General features: G+C 44.7%; 14 protein-coding genes, 1 other RNA gene and 1 pseudogene. 15 read left to right on the forward strand and 1 reads right to left on the reverse strand.

Annotation, left to right across the window (positions count from 1 at the left end; genetic code table 11):
- Window positions 1–78 precede the first annotated feature (78 nt).
- The gene (gene nifU, locus ACLTL4_RS02975; RefSeq protein WP_022119933.1) at window positions 79–522 is read left to right on the forward strand and encodes a Fe-S cluster assembly scaffold protein NifU; all 444 of its coding nucleotides are present in this window, start codon (window positions 79–81) and stop codon (window positions 520–522) included.
- 48 nt (window positions 523–570) lie between these two features.
- Window positions 571–1,650, forward strand: a pseudogene (mnmA, locus tag ACLTL4_RS02980) (tRNA 2-thiouridine(34) synthase MnmA); the annotation flags it as partial.
- A 24-nt stretch (window positions 1,651–1,674) separates the two neighbouring features.
- Here mnmA and ACLTL4_RS02985 read toward each other — a convergent pair.
- Window positions 1,675–2,478 carry a histidinol-phosphatase HisJ family protein gene (locus tag ACLTL4_RS02985; RefSeq protein WP_412290995.1) on the reverse strand — a complete coding sequence of 268 codons (804 nt, stop codon included), beginning with the start codon at window positions 2,476–2,478 and terminating at the stop codon, window positions 1,675–1,677.
- Between the two features lie 221 nt (window positions 2,479–2,699).
- On the opposite strand from ACLTL4_RS02985, the gene gap reads away from it, so the two are divergent.
- From gap to ACLTL4_RS03050, 13 genes are all read left to right on the forward strand, one after another.
- Window positions 2,700–3,713 carry a type I glyceraldehyde-3-phosphate dehydrogenase gene (gene gap / locus ACLTL4_RS02990; RefSeq protein WP_147631800.1) on the forward strand — a complete coding sequence of 338 codons (1,014 nt, stop codon included), beginning with the start codon at window positions 2,700–2,702 and terminating at the stop codon, window positions 3,711–3,713.
- A 153-nt stretch (window positions 3,714–3,866) separates the two neighbouring features.
- On the forward strand, window positions 3,867–5,072 hold the full coding sequence (locus ACLTL4_RS02995) for a phosphoglycerate kinase (protein ID WP_173866427.1): 1,206 nt from the start codon (window positions 3,867–3,869) through the stop codon (window positions 5,070–5,072).
- A gap of 60 nt (window positions 5,073–5,132) precedes the next feature.
- The gene (gene tpiA / locus ACLTL4_RS03000; RefSeq protein ID WP_147631802.1) at window positions 5,133–5,882 is read left to right on the forward strand and encodes a triose-phosphate isomerase; all 750 of its coding nucleotides are present in this window, start codon (window positions 5,133–5,135) and stop codon (window positions 5,880–5,882) included.
- A gap of 271 nt (window positions 5,883–6,153) precedes the next feature.
- Window positions 6,154–6,384 (forward strand): hypothetical protein, encoded by a 231-nt coding sequence (locus ACLTL4_RS03005; protein ID WP_412320212.1) that lies wholly within the window; start codon window positions 6,154–6,156, stop codon window positions 6,382–6,384.
- A gap of 139 nt (window positions 6,385–6,523) precedes the next feature.
- Complete coding sequence (locus ACLTL4_RS03010) at window positions 6,524–9,313, forward strand: transglutaminase domain-containing protein (protein ID WP_412290991.1); 2,790 nt, start codon at window positions 6,524–6,526, stop codon at window positions 9,311–9,313.
- Window positions 9,314–9,364: 51 nt separating this feature from the next.
- Complete coding sequence (locus ACLTL4_RS03015) at window positions 9,365–10,660, forward strand: homoserine dehydrogenase (protein WP_147631804.1); 1,296 nt, start codon at window positions 9,365–9,367, stop codon at window positions 10,658–10,660.
- Between the two features lie 584 nt (window positions 10,661–11,244).
- Window positions 11,245–12,786 (forward strand): 2,3-bisphosphoglycerate-independent phosphoglycerate mutase, encoded by a 1,542-nt coding sequence (gpmI, locus tag ACLTL4_RS03020; RefSeq protein ID WP_022119469.1) that lies wholly within the window; start codon window positions 11,245–11,247, stop codon window positions 12,784–12,786.
- 88 nt (window positions 12,787–12,874) lie between these two features.
- Window positions 12,875–14,122, forward strand: a complete 1,248-nt coding sequence (gene eno / locus ACLTL4_RS03025) for a phosphopyruvate hydratase (RefSeq protein ID WP_022119468.1) — start codon at window positions 12,875–12,877, stop codon at window positions 14,120–14,122.
- 59 nt (window positions 14,123–14,181) lie between these two features.
- Window positions 14,182–14,418 (forward strand): preprotein translocase subunit SecG, encoded by a 237-nt coding sequence (secG, locus tag ACLTL4_RS03030; RefSeq protein WP_022119467.1) that lies wholly within the window; start codon window positions 14,182–14,184, stop codon window positions 14,416–14,418.
- 150 nt (window positions 14,419–14,568) lie between these two features.
- Window positions 14,569–16,701, forward strand: a complete 2,133-nt coding sequence (rnr, locus tag ACLTL4_RS03035; RefSeq protein ID WP_412290986.1) for a ribonuclease R — start codon at window positions 14,569–14,571, stop codon at window positions 16,699–16,701.
- Window positions 16,702–16,722: 21 nt separating this feature from the next.
- Window positions 16,723–17,187, forward strand: a complete 465-nt coding sequence (gene smpB, locus ACLTL4_RS03040) for an SsrA-binding protein SmpB (RefSeq protein ID WP_022119464.1) — start codon at window positions 16,723–16,725, stop codon at window positions 17,185–17,187.
- 129 nt (window positions 17,188–17,316) lie between these two features.
- Window positions 17,317–17,665: a transfer-messenger RNA gene (ssrA, locus tag ACLTL4_RS03045) on the forward strand.
- A 160-nt stretch (window positions 17,666–17,825) separates the two neighbouring features.
- Window positions 17,826–22,328, forward strand: a complete 4,503-nt coding sequence (locus ACLTL4_RS03050) for a family 20 glycosylhydrolase (protein ID WP_412320213.1) — start codon at window positions 17,826–17,828, stop codon at window positions 22,326–22,328.
- Window positions 22,329–22,499 lie beyond the last annotated feature (171 nt).

The following is a 22,499-nucleotide window of genomic DNA, read 5'->3' on the forward strand; positions in this document are numbered from 1 at the left end:
GTACAGAGCACAGAAATAGTCAGAAAATAAGCCAGAATAAAGATAGAAAAACAAAACAGAAAATTGGAGGAAATTTTTATGTACAGCGAAAAAGTTATGGATCATTTTAATCATCCGCGTAATGTAGGCGAAATCGAAAATGCAAGTGGTGTCGGAACCGTCGGCAATGCAAAATGCGGCGATATCATGCGTATTTATCTGGACATTGACGATGACGGGATCATCCGCGATGTAAAATTTAAAACCTTTGGATGCGGAGCAGCCGTTGCAACCAGCAGCATGGCAACCGAACTGGTAAAAGGCAAAAATATCCAGGAAGCAATGCAGGTTACCAACAAAGCCGTTATGGAAGCTCTGGACGGACTGCCTCCTGTAAAAGTACACTGTTCTCTGCTTGCAGAAGAAGCCATCCATGCAGCACTGTGGGATTACGCAGAGAAACACCACATCAAGATCGAAGGACTGCAAAAGCCGAAGTCTGATATCCATGAAGGCGAAGAAGAAGAGGAAGAGGAGTACTAAGATCAGCATACAGCGTGCAGATTTTATGATCAAAGGAGTAAGGCGGAAAAGATTATGAGTAAAAAAGTAGTGGTTGGAATGTCGGGCGGAGTCGATTCATCTGTGGCAGCGATGCTGCTGAAACAGCAGGGCTATGATGTAGTCGGTGTGACGATGCAGATCTGGCAGGATGAAGCCGAGGAAGTTCAGCAGGAAAACGGTGGATGCTGCGGGTTGAGTGCGGTGGATGATGCAAGAAGAGTGGCAGAGACGATCGGTATACCATATTATGTGATGAATTTTAAAGACGATTTTCGGAAAAATGTCATGGATTATTTTGCGGATTCTTATCTGAATGGACAGACACCGAATCCATGTATCGCCTGCAACCGCTATGTCAAGTGGGAAGCACTTCTGGAGCGGAGCCTTCAGATTGGGGCGGATTATATTGCAACCGGTCATTATGCAAGGATCGAAAAGCTGCCAAATGGGCGTTATGCGATCCGCAATTCTGTGACAGCGGCAAAAGACCAGACCTATGCTCTTTATAACCTGACACAGAGACAGCTTGCCCACACACTCATGCCGGTTGGTGATTATGAGAAACCACAGATCCGCAAACTGGCAGAAGAAGCTTATCTGCCGGTGGCACATAAGGCGGACAGCCAGGATATCTGTTTCGTACCGAATGGCGATTACGCTTCCTTTATCGAAGAATATACCGGAAAGACCGTTCCGGAAGGCAATTTTGTGACACCGGACGGGAAAATTCTCGGAAGACACAAAGGGATCATCCATTATACGGTCGGACAGCGAAAGGGTCTGGGAATTTCACTTGGAGAGAGGGCTTTTGTCACAGAGATCCGACCACAGACAAACGAAGTGGTGATCGGAAACCGTGCCCAGGCCTGTCAGACGGTTCTTCGTGCCAACCATTTAAATTTCATGGCAAGGGAAGATATTCAGGAAGAAGATCATGTATTTGCAAAGATCCGCTACAATCACAAAGGGGCATACTGCCATGTAAAGCGGACCGGAGAAGATGAGATTACCTGTACCTTTGAAGAGCCACAGCACGCGATCACGCCGGGACAGGCAGTGGTGCTCTATGAAGACGGATACGTGCTGGGCGGCGGTACGATTATCTAAGTATAAAATATGCCATACAAATTGTCAGCACAGCGGTTCAAAAGTCGGCTTTCGTTTGCGGAATATCGCATGATAACGGAAGCCGCATTTTTTTAATATCGAACAGGCACGGTCAAAATCAGCCGCAATACGTTTTGGGGCATGTGCATCTGATCCGATGGTGACGATCTCGCCGCCAAGTTCGCGGTAACGTTTCAGGATATCTTCGTGCGGGTTCGGGTGTCCAAGTCCGGCTGCATAGCCTCCGGTATTGATCTCCATGCCAAGTCCTTTATCGATCAGAAGACGGATGATCTCATCCAGCCAGTCACTGTATTCTTTATAAGAATAGAACTGATTTTTATTTGGACCGTAGCGGACGACATAATCAATATGGCCGTAGACATCAAAGCAGGACATGGTATGCAGATTCTCAATGATCGATTCAAAATAAGAAATATAAGACTCTTTTTCGGTGCGTCCCTCAAAAAAAGCAGGATAGTAGGGATCCTGTCCGTTTACCACATGGGATGATCCAATCACAAAATCAAAATCCCAATTCTTTACAAGAGATTCGCAGCGCTCCTTCAGATAAGGCTGCAGACCGAGTTCGAGGCCGAATAATAATTCAATCTTGTGCTCATACTCTTCTTTGAGGGAGGTAAGCGTCTTGCAATAAGAAGGAATATCAGCTTCGAAGACCATCCCTTCGTCAATATAGTCATAGTCCATGTGCTCTGTGAAACACATGGCAGACAGTCCAAGAGAGATACCCTTTTCGACCATATCCCGCATCGGGGCGTCGGAATCGGCGGAAAAAGAGGAATGAAGATGAAAATCGGATCTCATAAAATAAAAACTCCTTTCAAAATACGGCAAAATTCAGGAAAAAACACCTGATTTTTCTCTCTGTTACCAGTTTATGAGAATAAAACACAAATGTCCAGAGAAATTCGTTGAAATTATACTTGAACTTTTTACAGAAATTAGGTAGAATAGAAGAAAGTTGTGGAATCTTTAACAATAAAGACCGCAATCATACTATTTAACATAATAGGAGGAAATTAATCATGGCAGTAAAAGTAGCAATTAATGGTTTTGGACGTATCGGACGTCTTGCATTCAGACAGATGTTTGGCGCAGAAGGATATGAAGTAGTAGCTATCAACGATCTGACTTCCCCAAAAATGCTGGCACACCTGTTAAAATACGATTCATCACAGGGTAAATATGCACTGGCAGACACAGTATCAGCAGGTGAAGATTCCATCACAGTTGACGGAAAAGAGATCAAGATCTACGCTTTCCCGGATGCAAACAACTGCCCATGGGGCGAGCTGGGTGTTGACGTAGTTCTGGAGTGCTCTGGATTCTACACATCCAAAGAAAAGGCTCAGGCTCATATCAATGCAGGTGCTCGTAAAGTTGTTATCTCTGCACCAGCAGGCAATGACCTTCCGACTATCGTTTACAATGTAAACCATGAGACACTGAAAGCTGAGGATCAGATCATTTCTGCAGCTTCTTGTACAACAAACTGTCTGGCACCAATGGCTAAAGCTCTGAACGAACTGGCTCCGATCAAATCCGGTATCATGGTAACAATCCATGCTTACACAGGTGATCAGATGACTCTGGACGGACCTCAGAGAAAAGGCGATCTGAGAAGATCCCGTGCAGCAGCAGTAAACATCGTTCCGAACAGCACAGGTGCTGCAAAAGCTATCGGTCTGGTTATTCCGGAACTGAACGGCAAACTGATCGGTTCTGCACAGCGTGTACCGACCCCTACAGGTTCTACTACAATCCTGACAGCAGTTGTTGAAGGAACAGTAACTGTAGACGAAATCAACGCTAAGATGAAAGCATCTGCTACAGAATCTTACGGATACAACGAAGACGAAATCGTATCCAGCGATATCGTTGGTATGAGATATGGTTCTCTGTTTGATGCTACTCAGACAATGGTTCTGCCTCTGGACAACGGTACAACAGAAGTACAGGTTGTTTCTTGGTATGACAACGAAAACTCTTACACATCTCAGATGGTAAGAACAATCAAATACTTCTCTGAATTAGCATAATCTGTTAAATCAGACAAAGAAGACCTATCTGGGTCCGGTCTTTTGGACCGGGCCCTTTTTATCTTAGTCGGAGAAGACTCTGCGGCTAAATAAGCGGCTCCGCAAGGATGCACATTAGAAAATCCGTATGTATGATACAAGGAGGAAATAAGAATGCTTAATAAAAAGTCGGTTGATGATATCAACGTAAAAGGCAAAAGAGTCCTGGTTCGCTGTGACTTTAACGTACCTCTGAAAGATGGCAAGATCACAGACGAAAACCGTCTCGTAGCAGCTCTGCCAACTATCAAAAAACTGATCGCGGACGGCGGAAAAGTAATCCTTTGCTCTCATCTGGGCAAACCAAAGGGAGAACCGAAACCGGAACTGTCTCTGGCACCGGTAGCAGTACGTCTCTCTGAACTGCTTGGTCAGGAAGTAAAATTTGCAGCTGATCCGGAAGTCGTAGGACCGAACGCAAAAGCAGCTGTAGAAGCTATGAAAGACGGTGAAGTTGTTCTGCTTGAAAACACTCGTTACCGTGCTGAAGAAACCAAAAATGGCGAAGCATTCAGTAAAGATCTGGCATCTCTGTGTGATGTGTTCGTAAACGATGCATTTGGTACTGCTCACAGAGCACACTGCTCTAACGTAGGTGTTACCGAATATGTAGATACCGCAGTTGTTGGATATCTGATGCAGAAAGAGATTGATTTCCTGGGCAATGCAGTAGAAAATCCAGTTCGCCCGTTCGTTGCAATCCTGGGTGGTGCAAAAGTAGCAGACAAACTGAACGTTATCTCCAACCTGCTTGAGAAATGCGATACTCTGATCATCGGCGGCGGTATGGCTTATACATTCCTGAAAGCTCAGGGCAAAGAGATTGGTAAATCTCTGGTAGACGACAGCAAGATCGACTACTGCAATGAGATGATGGCAAAAGCTGAGAAGCTTGGCAAAAAACTTCTGCTTCCGGTAGATGCAGTTGTTTCCGCAGATTTCCCGAACCCGATCGATGCTCCGATCGAAGTAGAGAACGTATCTGTAGATAATATCCCGGTTGACAAAGAAGCTATGGATATCGGAAAAGAAACAGCAGCTCTGTATGCAGATGCAGTAAAAACAGCAAAAACAGTTGTTTGGAACGGACCGATGGGTGTATTCGAAAACCCGACACTGGCAGCAGGTACGATCGCAGTAGCAAAAGCTCTGGCAGATACCGATGCAACAACCATCATCGGCGGCGGCGATTCTGCAGCAGCAGTAAACCAGCTTGGATTTGGTGACAAGATGAGCCACATCTCCACAGGCGGCGGAGCATCTCTGGAATTCCTGGAAGGAAAAGAACTGCCGGGCGTAGCAGCAGCTAACGATAAGTAAACACTTAACGAAAACGAGCCGAAGGCGATGTTTTACAATATGTGAAAAGAGGATAAGATCATGGCAAGAAAGAAAATTATTGCTGGTAACTGGAAAATGAACATGACTCCGAGTGAGGCAGTAAAATTAGTTGAAACTCTGAAACCACTGGTAAAAAATGATGAAGTTGATGTAGTATTCTGCGTACCGGCTATCGATATCGTTCCTGTAGTAGAAGCTGCAAAAGGAACAAACATCCAGGTTGGTGCTGAAAATATGTACTTCGAAGAGAAAGGTGCCTACACAGGTGAAATCTCCCCAAATATGCTGGTAGATGCAGGCGTTAAATACGTTGTTCTGGGACATTCCGAGAGAAGAGGATACTTCGGAGAAACAGATGCAGATATCAACAAAAAAATGCACAAAGCATTTGAGCATGGCCTGACACCGATCATGTGCTGCGGCGAATCTCTGGAACAGAGAGAGCAGGGCGTGACCATGGACTTCATCCGTCAGCAGGTTAAGATCGGATTCCAGGGACTGACAGCAGATCAGGCAAAAGCAGCCGTTATCGCTTACGAGCCGATCTGGGCTATCGGAACCGGCAAGACTGCTACAACAGAGCAGGCTCAGGAAGTATGCAGCAAGATCCGTGAGTGTATCGCTGAAGTATACGATGACGCTACAGCAGCAGAGATCCGTATCCAGTACGGCGGATCTGTAAACTCCAAGACAGCAGCAGATCTGTTTGCTCAGGCAGACATCGATGGCGGACTGGTTGGAGGAGCATCTCTGAAAGAAGAGTTCGGTCAGATCGTTAACTACAAATAAATAGCTATTTTTGGCTAATGTGTCCAAGCGAGAAGTGATTAAACGCCTCTAAATGCAATGAAAATTGGTAAGTATTACTAATTGAATTGTGTTTGGGGGCGTTTTTTAATATTACAACTATCACCTTCAACGATCACTTTTAATCGTTTAAAACCTTGCCATTTAAAAAAGTGATAGTTATATAAATGTTTTTATTATTGTTTCATATGAGAATGTAAAAACAGGCACGCCGACATGGTCGCAGCTTGGATCGGACGGAACGCACAACGAAGTGGCGGACAGTCCGATCAAGGGTTATAAAAATATCATGTATTCTCTGCATTTTTATGCAAATGAATGGAGCCATAATGAGCATGTCGGATGCGAGTGGCAATGGTCAGATCAGTACGATAAATACCGGGAAATGGCTGAAAAGGCTGGATCAGACAAATGTGAGCTATTTCTGCTGGAGTTTGACAAACAAAAACGAGTCCAGTGCCTTATTGGCTCCGGGAAGCAGTAAAACAGGAAAATGGAAGAAAAAAGACCTGTCAGAGGCAGGTCGATATCTCCGTAAAAAATACCGGGCAAAACGATAGAATTTTGTTGAGAATGGCAGATGGCCTTGCTATAATGAAGAAAAAAGGAAAGGAAAGAATTTTATGGAAGAGAAAAGAGAAAAACAGTTCCGGCGGATCATATGCTGCCTGCTCCCATTGTGCCTGTTTCTGGTGTGGGTTAATATTCTGCCGGTATCTGCACAGACACAGTTGTCAGCATCCGCACAGATACAGAGTGCGGCTCCGTGGGGTACGGAAACGGTAAAAGAAACCAGAGCATATTATGATGGTGCTTACTGGAGGGTTCCGGCCGGCTGGTATCATTATCAGCCGACGAAAGATGTATGGAAAGACTTGTTAGTGAGCAATTCGGAGGATTATTTCACAGACTACTATGTAGCAGTCTGGAAGAAAGCAGATGGCGGATACGAACTGGCAGGGCAGATCGGAGATGTGGCACATCAGGTTCAGGGAAGTACGAGCGTCAGTATCTGCTGGAACAAGGACGTGGATTATTATATTCAGATTGTTTCAGACAGCAAAGAAACATTTCGACTGGATGTCAGCTGGACACTTGAAATTACAAGACCGGAAGTTCCAAGCGATGTGACTGTATCCGGGGCAGATGGAAAAACAGAAGTTTCTGTTTCAGGCAAAGAAGAATTAAAATGGATACAGTATACCGTTCCGGAAGATGGAAGGTATAAAATCCGGTTTGCGGATGCAAAAAATATGGCACGTGTGGATATTTATAAGCTGCGGGACGGACGTTTGACGGATTTGGGCGGTTTGGTACTGGATTTTAACCGGAACTATCAGGACTTCAAAAAGGGTGATATCCTTTATGTCCGCTGTACTTCCTGGCAGGATGCCACTTCCTATGAGCTTTCTATTAAAAAAACAGAAGAACATTATTATGAGGAAAACAAAGAGCATGCCGGGACGGTACGCAGCAATACAAAAGCCAGCACCGTTGCAAATGCTCAGGCTCAGGCAGTGATAGAATATCTGAACACAGTTTATAAGAATACAGACCGCGGACTTTATGTTGGACATATGGATCAGACGGATAAAAATGTACTGAAAAAACTGGCACAGAAGATCACGGAAGGATGCACGACAGAAACGCAGAAAGCCGATGCGATCGTTCGCTGGGTAGGAAGAAATATCAAGTACGATACCAGTGCATCCAGTTATTCTCCGCAGGTATTCTACACAAGAACCGGTGACTGTTACGGAGATACCATGCTGATTGCGGATCTTGCCAGACTTTGCGGTCTGCGTGCGGCTGTCGCAGAGGGATGGAAAGCAGATCTGACCAGATGGACGATCGAAGAGTTATCGGATATCACAGGACATGCCTGGAATTATATTTATGCAGACGGACAGTGGAGAATGTATGACGGTCTCTGGGGCAACTATAACATGACCGATCCGTCAGCAGTTGCTGCAAAGGGTTATTATTCTTCCGGTGTGGAGGGGATTTATCTTATTGGAAAGGGTGTGGATTCTTCCTTTGCATCCATTTCTCTGGATGCCTGGGCACAGGTTTATCAGAATGGGGAATGGCTGCTTCTGCAATATGGCATGCCGATCAATGCTTATAAACGTGCATACTGGACAGACGACGACGGAGAATTTATAAGAGAAGATGAGACGGGTGTTGGATGGTCCTCAATCCGGGCAGATGATCGCTTTTATCCGGTGTTTGCAGAAGGCTATCAGGAAGATATCAATGGTCAGCTGCTTCGAGGAACATCCGGACAATATTATAAAGACGGAAGGCCAAGACCGGAAAATTCCAGACTTTATATAAATGGCTGGTTTGGGTATCCGCCGGAAGAAGGGGAAGAAGATCCGGTATGGGATTCTTACGCCGGAAAAGACGGCGTTCTTTACAATTACACGCTTGAGAATATTGATGGAACAATGTATTATTTTGGACAGACCGGTCATGCATTCAGACTGAATATGTCACCGGGTCAGTACTCCATGACTGATGGGGTTCTGACGGTTCCGACCGGGATCAGCGGTCAGATTCTTGCAGATCGTTCCATTCAGAAATATGCGATCCATAAAAATGAAAATGCCAAAATTGTATTTCGCGATTATGACAGCAGTCTGGTAGATGTCAGCGAAGACGGAACGATCACAACCAAACAAGAGGGTTATGTAACGATTTACTATGATGTTGTCTCGACGGATGGCAGATATTATGTCTCAAATGGGAGTATAGAATTTTTGATCACCAATAAAGCAAAACCGACGCCGGATTATGCAGACCGTCCGGTCGATAATTCTTCTTTTGATGCTGATGACAGCAAAGGAAATGCTGATAACAGCGATGGAACAGAAAAAGTGATCGCACCGAAAACGTATGAACTTTCGAAAGAACAGTATGTATACAATGGAAAAGTGAAGACACCGGAAGTACGGATCTACGGCAAGCATGGAGATCAGCTGCCGGACACTGCCTTTACGGTGGAAAAAGCATCCGGAAGAAAGAATGTCGGAACATATGCTTATAAAATCACGTTCCGCGGTGCATATAAAAAATATGGAATCAAAACACTGACATTTAAGATTCTTCCGAAAGGGACAAATCTTACAAAAGTCGGCAGGGCGAAAAAGGCACTGACCGTAAAATGGAAAAAGCAGACAGCAAAAATGCCGGAGAATCGAATTAACGGTTATCAGATCCGCTATTCCTTAAAGAGCAGCATGAAGCAGTCTAAAATGGTTCGGGTAAAAGGTTATAAAAAGAGCTCTGCCAAGATCAGAAAACTGCAGGCAAAGAAAAAATATTATTTACAGATCCGAACCTATATGACAGTCGGCAAAAAGACTTACTACAGCAAGTGGTCCGCAAAGAAAAATGCGATCACAAAATAAAATAAAATGCAGAAATAAAACAAAATACAAAGCAGAAAGGTGCAAATCATAATGAAAGAATACAAAGAAATCCAGGTGGCACTTTTAGGACTTGGAACCGTCGGACTCGGCGTATATAAAGTATTGCAGATGCAGAAAGAAGAAATGCAGCATAAGATCGGTACCGAGATCAAGATCAAGAAAATCCTGGTGCGAAATCTGGAAAAAGCAGCCGGGAAAATCGAAGATGCCTCTGTGCTGACAGACAGCTGGCAGGAGATTGTAAACGATGACGAGATTCAGATCGTGATCGAAGTAATGGGCGGCATGGAGCCGGCAAGAACGTATATCATGGAAGCGATGCAGGCAGGAAAACAGGTCGTGACGGCAAATAAAGACCTGATCGCAGCCGATGGAAAAGAACTGATGGATCAGGCGAAGAAAAGCGGATGCGATCTGCTGTTTGAAGCAGCGGTTGCCGGTGCGATCCCGATCATCCGACCGCTCAAACAGTGCCTTGCCGGAAATCATTTGAGTGAAATCATGGGAATTGTCAATGGAACCACGAACTTTATCCTGACAAAAATGGCACAGGACGGCATGGAATTCGAAGAAGCCCTGGCACTGGCGACAGAGCTTGGCTATGCAGAGGCCGATCCGACCGCGGACATCGAAGGTCTGGATGCCGGACGAAAAGTAGCGATCATGGCGTCGATCGCTTTCAATTCCCGTGTGACCTTTGACGATGTTTATACCGAAGGGATTACAAAGATCACCGCATCCGATATCCGCTATGCAAAAGAAACCGGCAGCGTGATCAAACTTCTCGGCGTGGCACGCAACACACCGGAAGGAATCGAAGTACGTGTCCATCCGATGCTGATCCCGGAAAGACATCCACTGGCATCCGTCAATGATTCTTTCAACGCCGTTTTTGTACATGGTGATGCCGTGGATGATGCCATGTTCTACGGCCGCGGAGCCGGAGAACTTCCAACGGCAAGTGCGGTGGTCGGAGATATCTTTGATATTGCCAGAAACCTCCAATATGAGTGCTGCGGCAGGATCAGCTGCACCTGTTACAAACAGCTGCCGATCAAAGCGATGGATGACATCTGTTCTAAATACTTCCTGCGTATGCTGGTAGAAAACGAGCCGGGTGTCCTGGCAGCCGTAACTGCCGTGTTCGGCGACCGCAAAGTCAGCATCGAGCAGATCATCCAGAAAAAGAAGATCGGAGAGCTGGCAGAGATTGTAGTCATCACCGAAAAAGTAAAAGAACGCCATGTAAAAGACTCTCTGAAAGCATTTGAAGAGATGACAGCAGTGAAAAAAGTGTCATCTGTGATCCGCGTGTACGGAGAGTAGGGAGATTGAAAGAAATTTCAGAAGTTTTTGCATTAATCATGGTAGAAACGATATGAAAATAGAATGATAACTGTAAAACGAATAGGGAAATAGTTATGAAAATACCTTGTGATTTGAACAAAATGAGGAAAACTATAGTAATTGTAACGCACGATCCTAATGTAGTTCAATATGCATCTAAAAGTATTACTTTATAAGAAAAAAATAATGCAAAAGTAATCAAGTTTGAATGTAATTAAAGAGAAAGAAGATGAGTGAAAACCGTCAGTAAAGGTATAACTAAATAATAAAAATTAAAAAGTAATATTGAAAATTAAAATGTTATATGCTATAATGCTGTTCGGGCGATAAAATGGGAAAATAAAGATTCATTAAAACACAGAAAACCTCTGGTACTGCCATACCAGAGGTTTTTTTGTTATTTTTTTGCAGAAAATAACAAAACTGAGGTCAGGTTATCGTTGATTTAAGAATTGACGGCTACCTGAAAATCATGTAGAATAAATGCGAAGCAAATATGGTTAAAGAATCCGGGGTTTTTAAGCTCCGGCATCATCATTATAATATAAAGGAGAAATGGAAAAATGAGCAAAAAGCCAACCGTTTTGATGATTCTTGATGGATATGGACTGAATGATAAGGTAGAAGGCAACGCAGTAGCACAGGCGAAAACTCCGGTTATGGACAAGCTGATGGCTGAGTGTCCTTTCGTAAAAGGCAATGCAAGTGGTCTGGCAGTAGGTCTGCCGGATGGACAGATGGGTAACTCTGAAGTCGGACATCTGAACATGGGCGCCGGACGTATCGTATACCAGGAACTGACCAGAATCACAAAAGAAATCCAGGATGGAGATTTCTTCAAAAACGAAGCACTGCTGCATGCAGTAAAGAGTGCAAAAGAAAACGGAAGTGCCCTGCATCTGTTCGGTCTGCTCTCTGACGGCGGTGTACACAGCCACAATACACACCTGTACGCACTGCTTGAGCTGGCAAAAAGAGAAGGTCTGGAAAATGTTTATGTACATTGCTTCCTGGATGGACGTGACACACCACCTGCATCAGGCAAAGGCTATGTAGAACAGCTCGTTGATAAAATGAAAGAGATCGGCGTCGGACAGGTTGCAACTGTTATGGGACGTTACTATGCAATGGATCGTGACAACCGCTGGGATCGTGTAGAGCTGGCTTACAACGCTATGGTAAAAGGCGAAGGTGCAGAAGCAGCATGCGGCATCTGTGCAGTACAGAATTCTTACGACAACGGAAAGAACGATGAGTTCGTAGTTCCGGCTGTTGTTAAGAAAGACGGAGCACCGGTTGCAACAATCAAAGACAAAGATTCCGTAATCTTCTTCAATTTCCGTCCGGACCGTGCAAGAGAGATCACCCGTGCATTCTGTGCAGATGAGTTTGACGGATTCGCAAGAGAAAAGAGACTGGATCTGACTTATGTATGCTTCACAGAGTACGATGAGACGATTCCGAACAAAGAAGTAGCATTCCACAAAGTTTCTATCACAAATACCTTCGGTGAATTCCTGGCAGCACATAACATGACACAGGCAAGAATCGCCGAAACAGAGAAATATGCACACGTTACCTTCTTCTTCAACGGCGGAGTAGAAGAACCGAACAAAGGCGAAGACCGCATCCTGGTAAAATCCCCGAAAGTAGCTACTTACGATCTGAAACCGGAGATGAGTGCATATGAAGTATGCGACAAGCTGACCGGAGCCATCCGTTCTGAAAAATATGATGTGATCATCATCAACTTCGCAAACCCGGATATGGTAGGACATACCGGTATCCAGGCAGCAGCGATCGCAGCAGTGGAAGCAGTCGATGAATGTGTAGGCAAGACCGTAGAAGCTTTGAAAGAAGTTGGCGGACAGATGTTTATCTGTGCGGATCACGGAAATGCAGAGCAGCTGATCGACTACGAAACAGGTGCACCGTTTACCGCACATACAACCAACCCGGTTCCGTTCATTCTGGTAAATTATGACGAGAACTATACACTGCGTGAAGGCGGATGCCTGGCAGACATCGCTCCGACTCTGATCGAGATGATGGGTATGCAGCAGCCGGCTGAAATGACAGGAAAATCTCTGCTGGTACGCAAATAATTTCTGAAGATCAGTCTTTGTATATGCAAAGCGATGTATAAAGAAAAACAAAAAGGACACACTATCCACAAGGAGGTGTGTCTTTTTTATGCAGAAATTCATTGCAATCAAAGATGTGTACGCAAGGGAAATTCTGGATTCCAGAGGGAATCCTACGATAGAAGTGGAAGTACTGGCTGAGGGAGATATTGTTGGGAGAGCGGCTGTGCCGTCCGGAGCTTCGACCGGGCAGTTTGAGGCGGTAGAACTCCGTGATCAGGAAAGACGTTACAATGGACTTGGCGTGCGGCGTGCCGCAGAACATGTCAACACGATCCTGGCAGACTGTGTGATTGGTGATAATGTACTGGAACAGCGGAAAATTGATGAAAAACTCTGTCATATAGATGGAACAGAGAACAAAGAAAATCTGGGGGCAAATGCAATTCTTGGCATATCAATGGCAGTAGCTCAGACGGCGGCAAAGGCACTGCATCTGCCGCTGTATCAGTATCTTGGCGGAACGTTTGCCCATCAGATGCCGGTGCCAATGATGAACATTTTAAACGGAGGACGCCATGCATCCAATACCGTCGATCTCCAGGAATTTATGATCATGCCGTTTGGGGCAGAGAATTTTTCAAAAGGACTTCAGATGTGTGCAGAGATTTACCACACACTGAAAAAGATTCTGGATGTCCGGGGATTATCAACCGGAGTTGGAGACGAGGGCGGATTTGCCCCGAACCTGAAAAATTCAGAAGAAGTTCTGGATGTCATTGTGGAAGCGGTCGAGAAGAGCGGTTATCAGATGAAAAAAGATATTATGATCGCACTGGATGCGGCGGCTAGTGAACTTTACGATGAAAGACAGGGAATTTACCGGTTTGAAGGAGAAGGAAAAGAACGCACCACAGAAGAGATGATCGCATATTATAAGAGACTGACTGAAAAATATCCGATTTTTTCCATCGAGGACGGACTGTTTGAAGATGACTGGATCGGATGGAAACACCTGACGGAAGAACTGGGGCAGAAAGTACAGCTGGTGGGTGATGATCTGTTTGTGACAAATCCCAGACGTCTGCGAAAAGGTATAAAACTCGGGGCTGCCAATGCGATCCTGGTCAAAGTAAATCAGATAGGAACACTGACGGAAGCGTTTGAAGCAATCGAACTTGCAAAACGGAGCGGGTACGCTGCGATCATCTCGCATCGTTCCGGTGAAACAGAGGATACGATGATTGCGGATATCGCAGTTGCCACAGGAGCCGGACAGATCAAAACAGGAGCTCCGTGCCGCAGCGAAAGAATTGCAAAATATAACCAATTATTGCGTATTGAAGAGCATATTTAAGTTGACAAAGAAATACAAACTATGCTAAACTGTTTTTGTTTGGTATAGGAGGTGTTAATGTGGAAATCTTGAGAACAGTTATCAATATACTCTTTATTTTGGATTGTATCGCACTGACCGTTATCGTATTGATGCAGGAAGGAAAGTCCGCAGGGCTGGGAGCTATTGCAGGTGCAGCAGATACTTACTGGGGAAAGAACAAAGGCCGTTCTATGGAAGGAGCACTTGTGAAATCCACAAAGTTTCTTGCAATCGCATTTATCGTAATTTCCATAGTTCTGAATCTGAATTTCTAAGAAACCTGCAGAATTGTCACAGGCAGGTTCTTTTGAACGCATGACACGTTAAAACACTCTTGTGGTTGGTAACTGCAAGGGTGTTTTTTAGCGTTACCGGTCAGAAAAAACAGCACACCGATTCCCCGCATGATGAATAAGGAGGGTAACATGGACAGCAAACAGTTAGAAAAAAGAAAAAAGGTTCTTTTAGACCTGATGAACGATAAAATATATGTACCGATGAAGATCAAGGAGCTTGCTATCATCCTCCAGGTGTCAAAAGAAGAACGGCCGGATCTGGAGCTGGTCCTGAATGAACTTCTGGCAGAGGGCAAGATTGAAATCTCCAAAAGAGGCAAGTATAAAATTGCAAAAGAAAAGACGGTTACCGGAACCTTTGTGACGCATCCGAAAGGCTTTGGCTTTATTGAAGTGGAAGGCAGAGACGATGATATTTATGTTTCAGAAGAAAACATCGGCAATGCTTTTTACGGAGATGTGGTTCAGGCGACTCTGATCTCCGGGACGACCGGGAGACGTCAGGAAGGACGCATCACACAGGTCATCTCCCATACGGTCAAGGAAGTGGTTGGCATCTATGAACAGAGCAAACATTTTGGCTTTGTGATTCCGGACAACCAGAAAATCCTTCAAGATATTTTTATCCCGCAGGAGTGTGCCAAAGGTGCGGTAAACGGCCATAAGGTGATCGCAGAGATTACTTCTTACGGCAGCAACAAGAAAAAGCCGGAGGGCAGGATCACAAAGATCATCGGCCATATCAGTGATCCGGGGACGGATGTACTTTCCATTGTTTATGCAAAAGATCTTCCGTTTGAATTTCCGGAAAAGGTGCTCAATCAGGCAGAACGAGTGAAAGATGAGGTCAGTGAGGCAGATATGCAGGGCAGACTGGATCTTAGAAAGGTACCGATGGTCACGATCGATGGTGAAGATGCCAAGGATCTGGATGATGCTGTATCACTGGAAAAGGATGGAAATATCTGGCATCTGGGCGTGCATATCGCAGATGTCACAAATTATGTGCAGGAGAACAGTGCACTGGACTGGGAGGCAAAGAAACGCGGAACAAGTGTGTATCTTGTGGATCGGGTGATCCCGATGCTTCCGAGAAGGCTCTCAAATGGCATCTGTTCTTTAAATGCAGGATGCGACCGGCTGGCACTGAGCTGCCTGATGGACATCGATGAGAAGGGCAAAGTGATCGGCAGCCAGATTGCGGAGACGGTGATCTGTGTGGATCAGCGAATGACCTACACCAGCGTGAAGAAGATTCTGGAGGATCAGGACGCAGAAGAAATCGAAAAATATCAGGAATTTGTCCCGATGTTTGAAAAGATGAGAGAACTGTCAGAACTGCTTCGCAAAAACCGCCGTGCACGCGGTTCAATCGACTTTGATTTTCCGGAAGCAAAGATTATCCTGGATAAAAAAGGAAAACCGGTTGATATCAGACCATACGAGGCAAATACAGCGACAAAGATTATCGAAGATTTTATGCTGCTTGCAAATGAGACAGTAGCATCCGAATATTTCTGGCAGGAAATTCCGTTTTTATACCGTGTCCACGATACACCGGATCCGGAAAAAATCCAGGCACTTGCAGAATTTATCCGCAATTTCGGATATGGACTGAAAGGTGTCCAAGACGAAGTCCATCCAAAAGAACTGCAGAAACTCCTCTCCAGAGTTGCAGATTCACCGGAAGAGGCACTGATCAGTCGTTTGACCCTGCGTTCCATGAAACAGGCGAGGTATTCGACAGAATGTACCGGACATTTTGGACTGGCAGCGAAGTATTACACGCATTTCACTTCTCCGATCCGTCGGTATCCGGATCTGCAGATTCACCGGATCATCAAGGAAAATCTGCGTGGCAGATTAAATGCAGAGCGGATCGCACATTATCAGGAGATCCTGCCGGAAGTGGCAGAACATTCCAGTAAGACGGAGCGAAGGGCAGATGAGGCAGAGCGTGATACCGATAAAATGAAAAAAGCAGAATACATGCAGCAGCATATCGGTGAAGAATATGAAGGCGTAATCTCAAGTATTACATCCTGGGGCATGTATGTAGAACTTCCAAATACCATCGAGGGACTGATACATGTTGCAAATCTTTACGATGACAGGTATTATTATAATGAAAATACCCATGAGATGGTTGGCTCAGATCTTGGAAAGGTTTACAAACTCGGTCAGAGCATCCGTGTACGTGTGCTTGATGCTGATAAAGAAAATGCAACAATTGATTTTGTGCCTGCAGCTATTTGGGGATAAGTCAGAGACGGGAGGAAAGATATGGGAGCAGAATCCATAAAACTGATTGCAAACAACAAAAAAGCATATCATGATTATTTTATCGAAGACACGTATGAGGCAGGGATTTCTCTTCACGGAACAGAGGTTAAATCCCTGCGAATGGGAAAATGCAGCGTAAAAGAATCCTTTGTCCGTATTGAAAACGGCGAAGTGTTTATTTATGGTATGCACATCAGCCCATATGAAAAGGGAAATATTTTTAATAAAGATCCGATGCGTGTAAAAAAACTGCTGATGCATCGCTATGAGATCAATAAGATCGAAGGAAAGATCGCAGAAAAAGGATACACACTGGTTCCCCTGAAAGTATATTTTAAAGGCAGTCTGGTAAAAGTCTCTATCGGTCTTGCAAAAGGTAAAAAACTGTACGACAAACGACAGGATATTGCAAAGAAAGATATGCGAAGAGAAGCAGAGCGTGAATTTAAGGTGCGTAATCTGTAAAGATGGAAACGCACAGAGATAAAAAGATGCAAAGAGAAATAAAAAGTGAAAATTTTAAAAAGACACTTTACAAAAATGAATTTCAGGTGTAAAATAAACTGCACTGTAAGATTATCTTCAAACAAACCAGGGCTTGTACTGGTTTCGACGGGGGTTTTGCAGTCAGGGAAGCCATCTGCGGGCCGGGACCGTACAGTAAACCGGAAACTAAATATAAACGCAGAAGATAATTACGCGTTAGCAGCCTAAGGGCTGCTTGTCGGCAGGAGGTTGCTCACAGCTTCCCCAACCGGCATCAAATCCTGTGAGGCACTCTGTGGCCAAAGCTTTGCGGCGGCAGAAGAACTTATGAAGCTACTGAGGCTGTGAACCTGTCATTAGGTGCACCGTTGAGGGAACGTTAAAATAATGACTGTGATGGGAGATGCCTTGATGAATAGGCTTTCGGACAGGGGTTCGATTCCCCTCAGGTCCATCCTGAAAAGCCCGATTTTATCGGGCTTTTTTTGTTATCTTTTTTAACTGTGCTGCATTTTGTATGCGTTTTAGATAAGATGTGTGGACTTTTTTAAAAAATCATGTTAAAATTAAATATGTTTTTAGCAACATTTAACAACATAACGAAGAGGAGGAAGTTTATGTTTAAGAAAAAAATGAAACAGATCGGTGCTATGGCCATGGCAGCGAGCATGATCCTTGCTTCTGTACAGCTCCCGCCGCTTGCAGCAAATGCAGCAGAGAATACCAACCTGGCATTGAGTGCAACGGCAACAGCATCCAACTCAGAAGGCGGAAACGAAATCGCAAAGATCAATGACGGTAATATGAACACCAGATGGTCACATGATCAGAGTAATACTTCATGGGCACAGCTTGCCTGGGCTGAGAGCAAAACCATGAAGAGTTTTGTTATCAACTGGCAGCGAAACAATGCAGTTAATTATACACTGCAGGTATCTGATGATGGTCAGACATGGAGAGATGTATACACTGCAACACAGGCACCGGCAACGACAACGGACAAGATTACACTGGATACTGCAGTTACCGGAAAATTCCTGCGGTTAAATGTTACAAAGATTGAACCGACCAATGCAGGAGTTACCTGGAATGCAATTTCTGTATGGGAACTGCAGGTATACGAAGGTGATATTCCAGATACCAGAACACAGGCTGCAAAGATTGCGGATTCTATGACTGCTCCGACCGTTACAGCAGATACGACAAAGATTCCGATGCCGACCGTTCCGGAAGGATATACGGTAGAGTTTGATGCAGATTATGAGCAGATCATCGGAAGTGACGGCACCGTTTACAAACCGCTGCAGACCAAGACCGTAAAAGGATTTTACCAGATCAGCAATGCAGACGGCACAGACAAAGCACAGTCCGCAGAGTTTACCATTACGGTTCCGGGACGTTATACAGATGCAGAAGGAGCCAATGAAAAACCGGATGTCATCCCGGCACTGCAGGAATGGCATGGTGAAACCGGTGATTTTGTGATCCAGAGCAGCAGTAAGATTGTTTATGCAGACGGACTGGAAGCAACGGCAAAACAGTTTGCAGAAGATTACAAAGATATCACAGGAAACGATATCCAGACCGTAAAAGGCAGCGAATCCGATGCCAAAAAAGGTGATTTTTATCTGACACTGAACAGCACAGACCAGGGTCTTGACGAAGAAGGTTATATCATGACGATCGGTGACAGCGTAAAGATCGAAGCAGAAAAAGCAACCGGTGCATACTGGGGCGTGATCAGTGCACTGCAGATTTTAAAACAGAACAAAACAACGATTCCGAAAGGTATCACAAGAGATTATCCGAAGTACGAAGTGCGTGGGTTTATGCTCGATGTCGGAAGAAAAGCTTTTGATTTCAATACCGTAAAGGAATTTGCAAAGAACATGGCATGGTACAAGATGAACAACTTCCATCTGCACCTGTCCGACAACCTGATCTTCCTGGAAGATTACGCTACGATTGATGAAGCGGTAGAGAATGCATATGCAGGTTTCCGTCTGGAATCTGAAATTCCAAATCTGACATCAGAAGATACATACTATACAAAAGAGGAGTTCCGTTCTTTCATTAAAGACAGCAGAACCATGGGTGTCAACATCATTCCGGAATTTGATATGCCGGCACATGCCCTGGCGATTACAAGAGCGTTCCCGAACCTTATGACCAAAGAGGCAGGCGGAAACCACAGATACCTGATCGAAGAACTGGACATCCGAAAAGATGGTGCACTGGATGCAGCCAAATCCGTATGGGCACAGTACTTCGGAGGTGATGATCCGGTATTTGACAAAGACACCACGGTACATATCGGAACCGATGAATTCCACGGAAACGGCGGAAATGAATATTTCAGAAGCTTCTCTGATTCCATGATCAAGTACATTCAGGGAACAGGACGTGACGTCCGTATGTGGGGAAGCCTTTCCAACAAAAACGGTAAAACTCCGGTTGCATCCAAAGATGTACAGCTGAACATCTGGAACACCGGATATGCAAATCCGAAGAATATGTATGACCTGGGATATGACCTGATCAATACTCTGGAAGGAAGCCTTTACATTGTACCTTCTGCAGGATATTATTCAGACTACCTGAATTCCCAGAACCTTTACAACAACTGGGTACCGAATAATTTCAGCGGTACTGTTTTAAGAGCCGGAGACAAACAGGTACTCGGCGGTACTTATGCAATCTGGAATGACCAGATCGGTACACGCGGAAACGGTATCACAGAATACGATGACTTTGACCGTTTCTTCCAGCCGCTGCCGTCCTTAAGTGAGAAGATGTGGGGCGAAGGAACCGACAGGACTTACAGTGAGATGCGTGCCGTTGCAGAAAAAGTGGATACTGCACCGAACACAAATCCATACTACGAAGCAGATTCTGTAGGAAATGATGTGATCGATTACTCCTTCGATGATGAAAAAGTTTACGATGAATCCGGAAACAACAATGATTCTGTAAGCGAGAAGAACGTAGAAGAAGTAGCAGGCAAGAGCGGAAATGCACTGAAACTGAACGGCGGCGAGAGCTACGTAGAGACTCCGGTTGACATGGTCGGACCGACAAGCGGAAAGACAGCAGGAAGCAGCATTTCTATGTGGGTCAAGAGAGATGCAGCCAGCGACAACAGTGAGCAGGTTCTCTGCGAGACCAACACAAAATTCAACACCTATGCGATCAAAGCAGTCCAGAAGAATACCGGAAAAGTCGGATTCTCAAGAGAAGGATATGATTATTCCTTTAACTATGAACTGCCAAAAGATGAATGGGTATACCTGACTATCAATGGTTACAAAGACAAAGCAGAGCTTTATGTAAATAATAAATATGTATCATCCGCAGCTCTGGACAACGAGACAAAGACAACCGGTTCGAAAGTTGCCACACTGGTACTTCCGGTTGAGTACATCGGAAGCAAGACCAATAGTTTCAAAGGTCTGGTAGACGAACTGACGGTAAGTGCAGATCCGACCACCGTATCCGAAAGCGGAAATGCTCTTTCCAGAGCGGGCTGGACAGTATCTGCCTGCAGCCAGGAGAGTTCCGAAGGATCGGCACAGAATGCAATCGACGGAGATGACACTACATTCTGGCATACAAACTGGCGTACACCGGATGTCATTTCCGGTACACACAATCATTACTTTGAAGTAACACTGCCGGAAGTTCAGACGATCAGCAGACTTTCCTGTCTGCCAAGACAGAACAGTGCAAACGGCCGTATCTTCAAATATGATATCGTTGTTACAAAAGCAGACGGAACCGAGACAACCGTTGTAACAGACGGTACCTGGGCAAATGATGCATCTGAAAAATTTGCAGACTTTGATCCGATCGAAGCAAAGAAAGTGAAACTCGTCATTAAAGATGCAGGAAGTGATAATACCGGAAAACACGGAACTATCGCAGAACTGAATCTGTATGCTGCTTATGGAAAAGCAGATGTACAGAAAGCATATAATACTTATGTAAACTACAAGAGTGAAGACTACACCGGCAAAACCTGGACATTCTTTGCAGATGCCCTGGCAAATGCAAAAAAGGTACTGGATAACGCAGACAGCACTGCAGCAGCATATTCCCAGGCATACACAAACCTGACCAATGTTGCAGCACAGCTGGAAACAACAAAAGACAAGCTGACAAGAGTCCTTACCGGATATCAGAACTTTGATACCACAGGATACAGCGAAGGAAGCATTGCAAACTATCAGAAACAGGTAAAAGAAGCAGAAGAACTGCTGAAAAAAGAAAGTGCAACAGGAGCAGATTTTGCCAGAGCACTGGAGAACCTGAAAAAAGCAAAAGCAGCACTGAGCACGGAAGAACCGGCAAAATCAGACAAGACAAAACTGACAGCAGCAGTTGCTGAGGCAGAAAAAGTAAACAAAGCAGATTACACCGATGACAGCGTAAAAAGCTTTGAACAGGCTCTGACAGCAGCAAAAGCGGTACTGGAAGATACTTACGCAACACAGGCCGAAGTCGATGCGGCAGTTAATACTCTGAAACAGGCAGCCGATGCTCTGGTTAAGAAGACAACTCCAACGCCAGATCCGACCCCGACACCGAATCCGAATCCGACACCTACCCCAAATCCTACACCGGGTAAAGATGATACAGCAAAAGTACCGGCCAAGGGAAGCAAGATTACCGATCAGAAGAGCGGACTTGTATACAAAGTGACGAAATCGGATGCAAAGAATGGTACAGTAAAGGTAACGGGTCTGACAGCTGCAAAGAAAAATGTCAAGAAAGTAACCATTCCGGCAACGGTAACCAAAAATGGATATACGTTCAAAGTAACACAGATTGCTGCGAAAGCATTCCAGAAGAAAGCAAGACTGACCAAGGTTGTGATCGGTGCAAATGTTACCAAGATTGATGCGAAAGCATTCTACAAAGATGCAAAACTGAAAAATATTACCTTCAAAGGCAATAAGGCAGTGAAAGCAGGAAAAAATGCATTCAAGGGAATCAAAGCAAATGCAAAAGTAACGGTTCCTTATAAGATCAGTAAGAAGAATCTGAATAAGATCAAGAAAGCACTTAAGAGTGCAGGAAAGAAAGTAGTAATTAAAAGGAAAGACATTATAATACCATATTAAAAAGATGTTGGGGTCAAAAGATGCCATACGAATTGTTCCGTACTTCGTACTTCCACAATTCTACCCAATATTCGCATATCGTGAAGCTTACGCTCCACTTTTATGCTCATATCGGGGCGGGTCATTAAGCCATAAAACCACTTTTGTGCAAGCACATCGTGGTTTCAGGCT

The sequence above is a fragment of the Hominisplanchenecus sp. genome, from assembly GCF_046967715.1.
Classification (GTDB): domain Bacteria; phylum Bacillota; class Clostridia; order Lachnospirales; family Lachnospiraceae; genus Hominisplanchenecus; species Hominisplanchenecus faecis.

Bases quoted from the DNA above. Each gene is read 5' to 3' on its own strand.
- nifU (WP_022119933.1), top strand. From the start codon at position 79: ATGTACAGCGAAAAAGTTATGGATCATTTTAATCATCCGCGTAATGTA.
- ACLTL4_RS02985 (WP_412290995.1), bottom strand. From the start codon at position 2,478: ATGAGATCCGATTTTCATCTTCATTCCTCTTTTTCCGCCGATTCCGAC.
- gap (WP_147631800.1), top strand. From the start codon at position 2,700: ATGGCAGTAAAAGTAGCAATTAATGGTTTTGGACGTATCGGACGTCTT.
- ACLTL4_RS02995 (WP_173866427.1), top strand. From the start codon at position 3,867: ATGCTTAATAAAAAGTCGGTTGATGATATCAACGTAAAAGGCAAAAGA.
- tpiA (WP_147631802.1), top strand. From the start codon at position 5,133: ATGGCAAGAAAGAAAATTATTGCTGGTAACTGGAAAATGAACATGACT.
- ACLTL4_RS03010 (WP_412290991.1), top strand. From the start codon at position 6,524: ATGGAAGAGAAAAGAGAAAAACAGTTCCGGCGGATCATATGCTGCCTG.
- ACLTL4_RS03015 (WP_147631804.1), top strand. From the start codon at position 9,365: ATGAAAGAATACAAAGAAATCCAGGTGGCACTTTTAGGACTTGGAACC.
- gpmI (WP_022119469.1), top strand. From the start codon at position 11,245: ATGAGCAAAAAGCCAACCGTTTTGATGATTCTTGATGGATATGGACTG.
- eno (WP_022119468.1), top strand. From the start codon at position 12,875: ATGCAGAAATTCATTGCAATCAAAGATGTGTACGCAAGGGAAATTCTG.
- rnr (WP_412290986.1), top strand. From the start codon at position 14,569: ATGGACAGCAAACAGTTAGAAAAAAGAAAAAAGGTTCTTTTAGACCTG.
- smpB (WP_022119464.1), top strand. From the start codon at position 16,723: ATGGGAGCAGAATCCATAAAACTGATTGCAAACAACAAAAAAGCATAT.
- ACLTL4_RS03050 (WP_412320213.1), top strand. From the start codon at position 17,826: ATGTTTAAGAAAAAAATGAAACAGATCGGTGCTATGGCCATGGCAGCG.